The 13,087-nt window shown below is 43.0% G+C and carries 8 protein-coding genes; all 8 read right to left on the reverse strand.

Features of this window, described 5'->3' with window-relative positions; genetic code table 11:
• Positions 1–8: 8 nt before the first annotated feature.
• The 8 genes from AC59JO_RS03025 to AC59JO_RS03060 all read right to left on the reverse strand — a co-directional run bounded on the left by AC59JO_RS03025 (position 9) and on the right by AC59JO_RS03060 (position 13,014).
• Positions 9–1,169: an acyltransferase family protein gene (locus tag AC59JO_RS03025; protein WP_497303340.1), complete on the reverse strand. Its 1,161-nt coding sequence runs from the start codon at positions 1,167–1,169 to the stop codon at positions 9–11.
• Positions 1,170–1,187: 18 nt separating this feature from the next.
• Positions 1,188–3,953, reverse strand: coding sequence for a family 78 glycoside hydrolase catalytic domain (locus AC59JO_RS03030; RefSeq protein ID WP_497303342.1), 2,766 nt, complete (start codon positions 3,951–3,953; stop codon positions 1,188–1,190).
• 175 nt (positions 3,954–4,128) lie between these two features.
• Complete coding sequence (locus tag AC59JO_RS03035) at positions 4,129–5,622, reverse strand: RagB/SusD family nutrient uptake outer membrane protein (RefSeq protein ID WP_497303344.1); 1,494 nt, start codon at positions 5,620–5,622, stop codon at positions 4,129–4,131.
• Between the two features lie 57 nt (positions 5,623–5,679).
• Positions 5,680–9,000, reverse strand: coding sequence for a TonB-dependent receptor (locus tag AC59JO_RS03040; RefSeq protein ID WP_413669136.1), 3,321 nt, complete (start codon positions 8,998–9,000; stop codon positions 5,680–5,682).
• A 269-nt stretch (positions 9,001–9,269) separates the two neighbouring features.
• A complete protein-coding gene (locus tag AC59JO_RS03045) occupies positions 9,270–10,427 on the reverse strand; it encodes a FecR family protein (protein ID WP_497303346.1) in 1,158 nt (385 codons plus the stop codon).
• 151 nt (positions 10,428–10,578) lie between these two features.
• Positions 10,579–11,163, reverse strand: coding sequence for an RNA polymerase sigma-70 factor (locus AC59JO_RS03050; protein ID WP_413669138.1), 585 nt, complete (start codon positions 11,161–11,163; stop codon positions 10,579–10,581).
• A 283-nt stretch (positions 11,164–11,446) separates the two neighbouring features.
• On the reverse strand, positions 11,447–12,070 hold the full coding sequence (locus tag AC59JO_RS03055) for an alpha/beta hydrolase (RefSeq protein ID WP_413669139.1): 624 nt from the start codon (positions 12,068–12,070) through the stop codon (positions 11,447–11,449).
• Between the two features lie 8 nt (positions 12,071–12,078).
• Positions 12,079–13,014 (reverse strand): ring-cleaving dioxygenase, encoded by a 936-nt coding sequence (locus AC59JO_RS03060; RefSeq protein WP_497303349.1) that lies wholly within the window; start codon positions 13,012–13,014, stop codon positions 12,079–12,081.
• Positions 13,015–13,087 lie beyond the last annotated feature (73 nt).

Below are 13,087 nucleotides of genomic sequence, written 5' to 3' on the forward strand. Positions count from 1 at the left end.
GAACAAGGCTATACCTTGATAGTGATATTCTTTTTATATAGGATCCAAACCGGGATAAAAATGATCAGCACAGTTAAGATAGCACCCACCAGCGATGCATTCTCGGGTGACAGATACGGCACAAACGCATTATTGTAAGTAAACGACCATAAATTGGTTTTACCCACAGGAATAGCGGCTATTACAGCCGGGATAATATCGGCCAAAACATAAGCGGCAATAGCATTGCGGCCAAAAGCTAAAAATGGCGGCAGTAAGGCTTTATTCCCTTTGATATCAATAAACCAATAGGAAAGCGTCAGGATATTAATAGCTAATCCTGCAGTAAGCAATACGAATGAGCTTGTCCACAGTTGTTTGTTGATAGGAAAGAATATATTCCAGATCAAGGCCAGCACGATCAATACAACACCCACGCCCATCATTTTAAACAGATCGGTACTGGTTTTAAATTTGCCGGTTTTAAGCCAGGTGCCGGTGAATACCCCTAATAAACAAGTTGCAACAGAGGGAATTGTGCCGAGTAAACCTTCCGGATCCCAGGTTTTGGATGAACCCCAGAGGTGGTTTTCGGTAAATACCGATCTGTCGATCCAGGCTCCTAAATTGGTAGCCGGTTCCAGATTAGGCGTTCCGAATCCAGGGACGGGTACCAGCGTCATCAATAAATAGTAGCCAACAAGACAGCTTACGGCAATAACTACCTGTGTACGTATACCGGTTTTAACATACAGCAAGGCAGTTATGCCAAATACGAGCCCGATGCGCTGCAACACACCGGGAAAACGCAGATGCGCGAATTGAAAATCGTTGATCAATGGTAGACAGACGCCGAGCGCTATGATAATCAGCGTGCGTCTTAAAATAAATAGCAGTAATTTGTTATGGTTTGCAGTATCCGCCTTTTTACTTTCCATTGCGTATACAATGGATACACCTACCATAAACAGGAAGAAAGGAAATACCAGGTCGGTTGGGGTACAGCCGTTCCATTTGGAGTGTTCAAGCGGCCAGTAAATATGCCCCCAATCTCCGGGATCATTTACCAGGATCATGGCAGCTACAGTAAATCCCCTGAAAAAATCAAGCGAAAGCAGCCTCAGGCAGTTGGCCTTTACGTTACCTATATCTTTAAATGTCCCCTGCTGATTGACTACCGTTGTTGCCATGTGTAATAATGCCCTTAGCTACTTTTTATGCGTTTTTAAGATATATTTAAACTGGTAAGTGCCCGAGCCAACATCCATCTGCATATCGCCGCCAACTGGTTTGATGTTGGCAATATCTTTATTGGTGTTGATATCAATATTACCTTCAGTAACCGGACCATCAACAGCCGGCAGGGTGATCGTAGCAGTGGTGTTCGGCGGGACAATAACATCAAGCGTAAAAATACCATTGTCAATGCTCCAGGCCGATTTTACTTTGCCATAAAGGGTTTCCAACTCGGCATTGGCATTGGTGAGTTTACCACCGGGATGCGGAAAGATATTGATTTTATGAAAACCCGGAGCAGCCTCATCGGTATTGATGCCTGCAATAACACGGTACATCCAATCGCCTATAGCTCCATAAGCGTAATGGTTAAAGGAGTTCATCTCCGGGTCTTCAAAGGTGCCGTTGGGTTTTATGCCATCCCAGCGCTCCCATATAGTAGTAGCCCCGTTTTTTACGGGATAAAGCCATGAGGGGTATGACTCCTTCATCAACAGGTCATAGGCGATATCGGTGTGACCGAAACGACTTAACACGTGGCAGATGTAGGGTGTGCCTAAAAAGCCTGTTGTAATGTGTTCGTCATAATCCTCAATATTGTTTACCAGCCTTTTGGCTGCTGATTCGCGCAGGTTTTCGGGCAGCAGATCAAAATTCAGTGCAAGTACGTAAGATGTTTGCGTGCCGGAGATCATGCGCCCGTTAGGCGTAACATATTCTGCCAGGAAAGCCTTTTTGATATCGGCCAGCAAATCGGTGTATTTTTTAATATCATCCTGCTTACCCAATATGGTAGCAGCATTGATAACCAGTTGGGTAGAGTAAGCATAAAATGCCTGGGCTATCAGATTTTTATCGGTAAGGGCGGCACCGTCGGCATAGTCGGTACCTGCGTAAAACAGCCAGTCGCCAAAGTGGTTACCGGTGTCCCAAAGGCCGTTGCGGGTGTGGCGGGTAATATATCCCACCCAGGATATCATGCTTGGATATTGATTTTCCAAAACCTGCTTATCGCCATAGGCCAGGTAAATATTCCAGGGAGCAATGGTAGCCACGTCGCTCCAACCCGAAGCCGCAGCCGAAGCACTGTCCAGCATATCAGGAATCACATAAGGTACAGCCCCGTTTTTATGCTGATCGGCCGAAAGATCTTTCAGCCATTTAGTAAAAAAACCGGCTACGTCCATATTAAAGGTGGCCGTACGGCAAAAGGCCTGTGCATCGCCCGTCCAGCCCATACGTTCATCACGCTGCGGGCAATCGGTAGGCACATCAATAAAATTACCTTTTTGCCCCCATTGGATATTATGCTGTAACTGGTTAATAAGCGGGTTGGAGGTTGAAAACATCCCCGTTTGCGCCATATCTGAGTAAACAGCATTGGCTACCACATTTGTCGAATCCAGTTGACCGTCGTAGCCTTCTACCTTTAGGTACCTGAAACCCTGAAAGGTAAAATGCGGCTCGAAAGTCTCAACGCTGTCCCCCTTGAAAATATAAGTATTTTCCTGTTTTGCAGTACGCAGGTTTTTGGTGTAGAAATTTCCTTTCTGATCCAAAACCTCGGCATGAAAAAGCTTTATAGTATCGCCTGCTTTGGCTTTCAGTTTAAATTGTACCCAGCCAACCAGGTTTTGACCAAAATCAACCACATGTTCACCTGCAGGAGTAGTAAATACTTTCAGCGGCTTAAACATTTCGTGCTTGCGCACAGGAGGGCCAACCGAGGCCACTAAATTATCTTTAATGGTATCAATGGTTCGCACCGAATCCCAGGTTAGGTCTTTGTAAGCAATGGTAGACCAGCCTTTCTTTTCCTTGCGGGCATCGTAAACCTCGCCGTCAAAAAAAGACGATGAGCGGATTGGGCCGTAAGCCACCTTCCAGGTTTTGTCGGAATTAATCAGTATTCGCTTACCGTTTGTATATACAACCTCCAATTGGAACAGTAAACCAAGCTTGGTACCATAAACATTTTTTCGGCGATTATAGGTATAGCCACGGTACCAGCCATCGCCAAGGGTTACGCCAACTGCGTTATCACCCTTCAGCAAATCGGCAGTAACATCGTATACCTGGTATTGCAGGCGTTTATTGTAACTTGTCCATCCTGGGCCAAAATAATCTGTACTGATACGTTTACCATTGAATTGTGCTTCGTATAAACCATGTGCAGTAATGTACAGATGTGCAGCGCGCACTTTATGATCAAGCTTAAACGTTTTCCTGAACATAGGGCTCGGGCCACCGGTAGTATCTGACAGGTAATTATCCTCTATCCATTTAGCGCTCCAGTCAGTTGGTTTAAGCAAACCCATTTTCCATGAATTAACCATGCTCCAGGAAGTAACCTGCTGCCTGTTATTCCAGATACGTACCTGCCAGTAAACTTTTTGCCGTGAGGCAAGTGCAGGGCCGCCATAGTAAACGTGCAACGATTCGCCGGATGCAACTTTGCCCGATGTCCAGAGCAGTTCTTTGCCTTTTAACAGTGACACAGCATTGCTGCCTACCCGCACCTCATAAGCAACTTGCTGAACGTTTCGGTCGCGGGTAATTAGTTTCCAGCCAAGACGCGGATTGGCCACATCTATAGAGATTGGGTTTATTTTATACTCGCAAATCAGATTATCAACCCTGAAAGGCGGCGGAACAGGTGGCGCTTTTTGAGCGTGTACAATTATTGGCAGATACGAAAAAAGCAATATAATGATGCGTGTGCATACCTTTTTACACATACCTTTTTTAGGGTTTAATAGTTTATGCTATTAAATATACTTTAACAGCGATATTGTTTTGATATGCACCTGTAATTTTTATTGAGGCATCTCAAAAAATGATGCGTTCATTGCAATATATACCTATAAACGTAATATGCCCCGATAAAAGTTTTAACCGGGACATATAACATTATCAATGCTCAAGGTTGCCCTCGTCAACCGGATATTGGAAAAGCAAACGGATATTGCTGTAGGCAGCCGAATTAATTTGCCATGAAGCATTTTTATAGGCACGTTCGCTGATAGCATGTGCTTTCATTACCTCAGTGGCCTTGCCGGTACGAAGCAAATCAAACCAGCGATGGTTTTCAAAAGCGAGTTCAACCTGGCGTTCGTGCGCTATAGCAGCCCGAAACTCATCCTGGCTGGAAACATTTAAATCAGGATTGGCATTCCCCATTGATTTAGGCTCAAGACCGGCGCGCTCCCTAACCAGGTTAAGGTATTTGAACGCATCGCCGCCGCCTGCAAAGCCTTGCTCATTTAAACATTCGGCCAGCATCAGGTAAACATCAGCATAGCGATAAACCGGGAAATTGTTACCGGTGATGCCTTTAACAGCACCAATACTTTGATACTTTTTAATGAATGGCAAATCGATGCCGTATTCGTCTGATGTAAAATCAGTTAATGAGGCGTCCCTCCTTTTGTCACCCTCTTCATAAGCATTTACCAGATCTTGTGTGGGGATATTCCAACCGTTTTGAGCGCCATTAGCTATTTCGTAACCGGTAATATCAGTATCATAATAATCCCAGGGGATGAAAGTATCAACAAAATCGCTGCCAAGCCCGTTAGGCCCCTCAATATACTGGATCTCAAATATCGATTCGGGGCCGTTTTCTTTATGAATATCAAAGTTATCGGCATAATCAGCATTCAGGCTGTAAGCACCTGACGAAATAATTGCTCGAAGCAGCGGTATAGCCAGGTCAAATTTCTTTTGGGTCATATACACTTCGGCCAGCATAGTTTCGGCGGTACCCTTAGTCACACGCCCTTTATCGGTAGTAGCCGAATACTTTACCGGTAATTTAGCAATTGCCGCCTGGGCATCGGCAATAATTTGGGTATAAATTTTAGCAACCGGACTTTTAGTGGCAACTTTAAATGCATCGCCTACAGATTGTGCTTCCGTAAGTACTAAAGGAGCATCACCAAACATGCGCACAATATTAAAATAATTAAAGGCGCGTAAAAACGATGCCTGCCCGGCTATAGTATCTGAAATACCGGCATCAAGCTTAGCCGCAGGTAAACGCTCAAGAATAACATTACAGCGGCCAATATCTATATAACTGGAATTAAAAAAAGACTCTACCAAACCGTTGTTATTCAACTCCCGGAACTCATCTATTTCCTCGTTATCTGTACGAGAACGATCATAAGGGTCATACTCGTACGACGTATTATCAGACCGCATTTCGGCCATAGCCCAAAATGCGCCATTATATAAGCCCTGAAGCGGGGCATACGCACCATTAGTAGCCTGAACAAACTGGGCTTTAGTTTTAAAAAAGTTGATACCATTTTGAGTATCGGTAGGCTGAAGACTCAGATAATCCTTTTTACAGCTGCTTAAAACAGTCACGCAAAGGAAAATTAAAAGGTATATATATTTTTTCATGCTTTTCAGTTGTTAAAGTTTGAACTTATCAATTGATACTTTAAAAGCCTCGATACTTTAAAATGTTACGTTACAACCCAATGTATAAACAGCCGAAACCGGGTATCCCGTAAAGTTTACATTTGGTGAAAGCGAACGGTTACCATCCTGCCCTTCAATGCCTACTTCAGGGCTTCCGCCTCTGTATCCTGTTATCAGGATAGCGTTTTGAGCACTAAAATAAACCCTGAAATTTTTGCTGAACTTTGTTTTAAAGTTGTATCCAAGATCGATGTTTTTAACCATCAGGTATGAGTTACTTTCAACCCAGTATGAAGGGTAATAATCACGCGCAAGGTTAGTGTTTGATACAGTTGTTGGCAATATGCCCGCCCCCGGTTGCTGAGGCGACCGCCAGCGTTGTATTACCGATTGTTCAACATTAAATACCCCATCAAGGTTAGTGGTAAACTGTTTGTACATATCAAATACGTGCCCGCCAACTGAGCCTGCCGAAATGATATTCATATCAAAGCCTTTATAAGATAAGTGATTGTTAAAACCGAAGGTAAACTTTGGCCACGGGTTACCGATAGGCACCTGATCATGCCCGTCAATGATGCCATCATTATTAACATCCTTGTACCTGATATTACCAACTTGTTCGCCATCAAAATGCGGATATTTATCAAGTTCGGCCTGATTTTGGAATATTCCTTCAAATATGTAACCATAAAATTGCCCCAATGGTAACCCCGCCTGCGTTATGCTGGTAGGGTTATCATTAATTGGTGCATCATATATGTAGGGTGTAGGGCCCAAGCTAATTACTTTGTTACGGTTGAACGAAATGTTCATATCGGTACTCCATTTAAAATCCCTGCTAACTATGTTTTTTGTAGTTAAGGTAAATTCCCAGCCCCTGTTACGCACATTACCAACGTTTGTCAAAGCACCGGTGTAACCCGAAACTACGGGTACCGGAATATATTGAAGTAATCTTTCAGTAAAACGGTTATAATACTCTGCAATTAAATAAACACGGCCTTTTAACAGGGAAATATCAACACCCAAATCAAGCTGTTTAGTAGTTTCCCAACCCAGTTCCTGGTTGCCCAAATCTGTTAAAGATTTACCCGGAGCAAGCGCCCCGCCAAACGTATAATTGGTATCGCCAACCTGCGATACCCACATATAACTTGCTACGTTATTATTACCGGCATGGCCGTAACTGCCCGAAAACTTAACCTGGTCGATAAAAGACGTTTTAGGAAAGAACGGCTCATCCGAAATACGCCATCCGCCCGAAACCGACGGAAATGTCCCCCACCTGTGCCCGGGTGCAAATCTTGATGAACCATCACGCCTGATTGAGGCACTTAAAAGGTACTTGTCTTTATAAGCGTAATTTACCCTGCCTACCAACGACAGGAGACGCCATTCTTCATTACTTGAACTGGCGGTAATGGTTGTTGCTGAACCTAAAGTATGGATAGCATCATCAGGAAAATCGGTACCATATGTTAAACGGTAACGGTTGGTTTCCTGTTGTACCGAATAATCGCCTAAAACGGTTAATGTATGATTACCCCATGTTTTTTTATAGGTAGCCGAATTTTCACTAAGCCAGTTAAAGGTGTTTGATGAGTTAAATGAACCAACAGCTTTTACCTGTGTACCATCGCGGTTTGGCGCATTAAAGCCCCCCAAAAATGACGGCCGGAAATAGTCGCCGTTGCTATTTTGATAATCAACACCAAAGGTTGATCTTAATGTAAGTCCATCAATAACCTTCCATTCGGCATAGGCATTGGCCAGCGTACGGAATTGCTTATACATATTTGTCGTATTTACCAATGCGCTTACCGGGTTCACATTCTGGAATGTACCCGGCGATCCTATAACATTGGTATATGAGCCATCTGGTTGTTTTACTGGGATAAGCGGGCTTTCAAGATAAGCCTGGCTCAAGGCAGCTGAAAGGAAATGCCCATCTGTTTGCTGCAAATTACGTAAGCTGTATGTGGGCGCAATGCTCAAACCAACGGTAACGTTTTTCGCCACATCAGCATCCATTGTTCCCTTTAATGAATAGCGCTGAAAACCGGTGTTAAGCACGGTTCCGCGTTGGTCAAAATACCCCATTGAAAACAGGGAGCGGGCTTTTTCGGTTCCGTTAGATACCGTTACGTCATAGTTTTGTATTGGCGCTACCCTTGTTACCGCATCAAACCAATCTGTACCTTTTCCTAAAGCAGCGGGATTTTTATAGGCATCAGGGATGGGGTTATTGGTTCCGTTTACCTGGTTGGCATCCTGGATAGCCTCTGTGCGCCACTGTGCAAATTGTGAGGCAGTCATCATTTTTAGCTTGCTTTGCGATAGGATGCTCTGCACGCCGGTGGATGTATTTACCGTTACTGATGATTCGCCTTTTTTTGCCCGCTTGGTAGTGATCAAAATAACGCCGTTTGAACCGCGCGAGCCGTAGATAGCAGTAGAAGCCGCATCTTTTAACACACTGATATTTTCAATATCATCAGGATTAATAGTGCTTAAAGGATTGGAATACTGATCGAAACCCTGAGATATCGGAAAACCGTCTATTACATACAGCGGATCATCGCCTGCCCCAATTGAACCCGCACCACGGATGTTAACAGATACACCACCACCCGGGGTTCCTGTTACCTGATTTACGGTAACACCGGCCAACTGACCGGCCAGCTTCAAATCAAGGCTTGCTGTCTTGATCTCTTTGATATTGGCCATTTTTACTGAGCCTACCGCACCCGTTACATCTTTACGTTCCTGGTTACCGTAACCAACAACAACAACTTCTTTTAACTCCTTGTTATCCTCACTCAAAACAACATTGATAGTTGTCCGCTTGTTAACCGGTTCTTCTTTAGTTTGAAAACCGATGAAAGTAAACACCAATACCCCGTTATCTTCGGCGCTAAGCGTATACTTACCATCCACACCTGTTATAGCACCTGCATTAGTGCCTTTTACTTTAACATTAACACCCGGAAGCGGCTGGTTTTTATCATCAACAACAGTACCTGTAATGGTAATTGGTGCCTGCGTAGTGTTTGCAGTGGCATCTTTTTTATTTACGATGATATTTTTATCATCAATAACATACGTTAGTGGCTCATCCTTAAAACACTGCAGCAATGCTTCCTGCAATGTGGCGTTAGTTAGCGAAAGATTAACCGGTTTGGTTTTTGAAATGTCCTTATATCTGTAGAAAAAATAGTAGCCGCTTTGCTTCTCAATTGCCTTAAAAGCTTTATCAAGCGCTATCCCTCTCTCATTCAAGGTTATAGATTGTGAAAAACTTTTAGCACTTAGCTGCAGGCAGCCGATAGTTAGTAATAAGACGGTCAATCTCATCGTCAAAAACAGTTTTGAATGTGTACCAAAGGCACTAAATACTTTACCAGTAAAGTTTAAATGCATAACTTCGTGATGTTTGGGTTAAAAAAATCTGTTATTGAAAACTCAGGAAAGCTTGATCCAATTCATTATGCCGGAAGCGTTGCAGCGCTTCCGGCTTTTCTTTCATTTGGATAAGGAAACTTAGGTTGGAATATTTTGAGGAGTTATAGTCAGTTTTTCTTCATAGATTTTGTTTAGCAGTTAAAAATCAGTTGCCGGTTATTTTAAGGGGTAACAATTATCTTTTTGTTCTCGATCCTAAAACGCACATGGCTTAATTCAAGGATATGCAACACCTGCGATAGTTTTACATCCCTTCTGATCTTACCTACAAACTCATCATCAGGTATTTTGCCTTCGTACATTACTTCGGTACCATACCACCTCGAAAGCTGTTTCATAATATCTTGTATGTTTACCCGTTCAAAGTCAAAGAAGCCATTTTTCCAGGCTACTGCTTCGTCGGTATCCACATCAATAATTTTAATGCCTTTATCATTTATAACACCCTGCTGACCGGGTTTTAGCATATTACTTACGTTACCATGGGTTAACCTTACCAGGCCTTCAAGCAGGGTGGTTTTAACTGCAGCCTCATCATTATAGGCCATGATATTAAAATGCGTACCCAGTACTGTCACATTAATATCTTTGACCTTTACATTGAACGGTTTCGCTTTATTTTTAACCACTTCAAAATAGCCTTCGCCGGTGAGATCAACGTCGCGTTCATTACCGGTGAACGCTGTAGGGAATTTTAAAGATGATGCAGAATTAAGCCAAACTTTTGAACCATCCGGAAGCACAACCTGATATTGTCCTCCACGGGGAGTACTGATAGTATTATAGGCAACAGGGCCATTTTGCTGATCTTTATCGGCAGAGTAAACTACTTCTCCATCTTTGGTTTTTTTGATGCTGATATTGCCTGTTTGATTTAGCAAACCAATCTTGGCCGAATCCAAAATCACCTTTGAGCCATTAGCAAGCGTTAAAACCGCCCGGTTATCACCGGGATCAACGTCATGTTTTACAATGGCTTTGTTTTGGGCGGCTAATTGTTGCTGTTCGTGTTTGTGATACCAATGATACACAGCCGTACCCGATACAGCCAGCAGAATAGCTGCCGCGGCAACATTCCTGAAAAAATGTAGACTTACAACTTTAGGGCTTTTGTTAAGCACCGGTTGGGCTATCGCCTGCCTGATGTTGTTTAACATCCGGTCTTCCAACTCCTGCCTCACACCAATTATCTTTTCGTCCCACTCGTCGGTATCGCCCTGAAAGCTTTCAAAAAAATTCAACAGCTGTTCCTTCTCCGCGGCAGTTGTTTGCCCGGCCAGGTATTTATCTATCAACTGTAAAAATTCTTGTTTTTGCACAACAGTGTTTTGTGAGGGAGAGTAAAAAAACAGGGGTATCCCCTACTCCGAAATGAAAAAAAGTTAAAAAATAATTTCAGGCAAGCGCCATTCAGTATTTTTTACACTGAATATCAATACATTACATGTTTACACACCAAGTTAGATGTCCTTATTTATCCAAGAAAAACATCAATGCTTCTACGATAAAAGCTGCTCCCAGCGAGCCGCGCAACTCGCGAAGTGCTTTGGTTAAATGATTTTCGACGGTTTTGGTGGAGATATTGAGTTGCAGCGCTATTTCCTTGTGGCTAAGGCACTCTTCACGGCTCAACTTGTAAACTTCCCGGCATTTTTGGGGCAGGGTATCAATTACCTGGTTTATCTGTAATAAAAGTTCTTTATGCTCAATACTGTTGTGAGTAGCCGGCGTATGCAGGCGTTCTATCAGATCATCAAAAATTTCGCTTCTTACAGGCACCCCTACCCGGATTTGCCTGTAAACGCCGTAGCGTACCGATGCATATAAGTAAGCTTTAAGTGATACACTGATCTCCACTTCGGCACGGCAATCCCAAAGCTTAATAAAAAGTTCCTGGATAATGTCTTCGCAGGCTTGCCTGTCTTTCAAAATATTATAAGCAGCCTTAAAAAGCGAAGCCCAGTATCGTCTGTAGATCATGGTAAGCGCCGTTTCATCATCAGCCTTCAAGCGGCTAATGAGCACGGTATCGCTCAGCACAATTTTATCAGACATAGTCTACCAATTAAGTTATCAGAAAAATAAAGGCTAAAATTACTTAAATATTAAGTTATTATATTTAAAAAGTAAAAATAAGCTTAGATGCTCTTTATTAAGCACTTAAGCTAAAATTTCGGGCATCAAATAATCATATAAAATAAGCTGGCAATTAATAAAGAATACCGATAGAATGGCTGCGTTCAAGAAAGGCATTACCCATTTTGCGTAATTTAAACATAAAAAAGAGCCACCCCTCCGGGCAGCCCTTCACTCTTAAAACACTCAACTTTGAAAACAATCAACTCTTCAATATTTCATTTGCCAATACTATTTCTTCATGCGAGATAGTATGCTGGCGGCCTTTATATATTTTGAGGGCAACATCGGCATTCAATGCTTTTAATACATCAACGCTTTCGTTAACCCTGCTCACGGGTACGTGTGGGTCAGGATCGCCGGTGGTGATCAGTATCGGGGTATTATTAAAATCGCCTTTATAGTTTTCCTTAACCAGTTGCTCTCCTATCAACCCGCCGGTAAAAGCTATAATGCCCCCGTATTTGCCGGCATTACGACCGGTATATTCAAGTGTTAAACATGCCCCCTGCGAGAACCCGAGGAAATAAATATTTTCCTGTGTTATTCCTTTTTGTTTGATATCCTCAACCAGTTCGCCAATTACTTCAAGAGCCGAATCCAGTGCCGGTTGATTGTTCTGCACCGGTGCCATAAAACTGTATGGATACCAGCTATGCTCATTAGCCTGCGGCGCGAAGATGGCATATCCATCCAACTCAAGATGATCTTTAAGCGATATGATACTGCTTGCCGATGCTCCGCGGCCATGCAGCATAATGATAGCTTTTTTGGCCTGTTCGGCGGGAACTCCCGCCGAAACAACCTGTTTTGTGTGCCTGTACATCTATCTGATTAAACTAATGATGGTAATGTTTTTTCCAATTCGCTGCGCAGGTTTTCATACTGTGCAGGCAATTTTAAACCTGTGCCCAATAACTCGGCTGGTTCATCAACCGCGAAGCCTGGGTTATCGGTTGCTATTTCAAATAAAACACCACCTGGTTCGCGGAAGTATAATGAGTAGAAATAGTTCCTGTCTATTTTATCCGTGATGTGCAAACCGAGTTTAGCTATCTTTTCACGGTATTCCATCAACACTTTTTCGTTAGGTACACGGAATGCAACGTGGTGAACAGAACCACCGGCTACATGACCGGCAACTTCTCCCGGAACTTCAACCAAATCGACTATAGCGGCATTTTCAACCGCATCGGTAATAAACCTGTAACGGTTAACATGCTGTTCCAGTAAGCGATAGCCCAATACATCGGTTAATATTTTGGCAGTAGCCTCAATTTTGTTTGATGTAATAGTAATGCTGTGGAAACCTTTGGTAGCGTTGGCAGAGGTTACTTCGGCAGTTTCCCATGGGGTACGGTTATCGGCAGTTTTTGGTACGATAAGTTCAAATTTCAAACCATCAGGATCCAGGAAAGTAAGATACTGTTCGCCAAATTTTTCGGCCGGTTTGTTGTAAATCACGTTGTTATCTTCAAACCTTTTCAACCAAAAATCAAGACTTCCTTCTGGTACTGAATAACCAATTTCAGTTACCTGGCGTGCGCCGCGCCTGCCGGTTGCTATACCTTCCCAGGGGAAGAAAGTAAGGATGGAGCCGGGAGTACCGTTACCATCGCCATAATATAAGTGATAGGTACCTGGATCATCAAAATTTACGGTTTTTTTAACCAGCCTTAAGCCCAATACACGGGTATAAAAATCATAGTTCTTTTTAGCATTGCCAGCAATTGCAGTAATGTGGTGAATGCCGTTTATAGTGTTTTCCATTGTTTTCCTTGTTTTAAATCTTTTAATACTTGCTGTGTTATTATGATTCAAAATTACGGTCAAAATCACCGGC

This window comes from Mucilaginibacter sp. A5337 (genome assembly GCF_059690695.1).

What these genes read in the sequence shown, in the direction of transcription:
- AC59JO_RS03055 (WP_413669139.1), bottom strand. Translation starts at nt 12,070, where the DNA reads ATGTACAGGCACACAAAACAGGTTGTTTCGGCGGGAGTTCCCGCCGAA.
- AC59JO_RS03035 (WP_497303344.1), bottom strand. Translation starts at nt 5,622, where the DNA reads ATGAAAAAATATATATACCTTTTAATTTTCCTTTGCGTGACTGTTTTA.
- AC59JO_RS03030 (WP_497303342.1), bottom strand. Translation starts at nt 3,953, where the DNA reads ATGTGTAAAAAGGTATGCACACGCATCATTATATTGCTTTTTTCGTAT.
- AC59JO_RS03040 (WP_413669136.1), bottom strand. Translation starts at nt 9,000, where the DNA reads ATGAGATTGACCGTCTTATTACTAACTATCGGCTGCCTGCAGCTAAGT.
- AC59JO_RS03050 (WP_413669138.1), bottom strand. Translation starts at nt 11,163, where the DNA reads ATGTCTGATAAAATTGTGCTGAGCGATACCGTGCTCATTAGCCGCTTG.
- AC59JO_RS03060 (WP_497303349.1), bottom strand. Translation starts at nt 13,014, where the DNA reads ATGGAAAACACTATAAACGGCATTCACCACATTACTGCAATTGCTGGC.
- AC59JO_RS03025 (WP_497303340.1), bottom strand. Translation starts at nt 1,169, where the DNA reads ATGGCAACAACGGTAGTCAATCAGCAGGGGACATTTAAAGATATAGGT.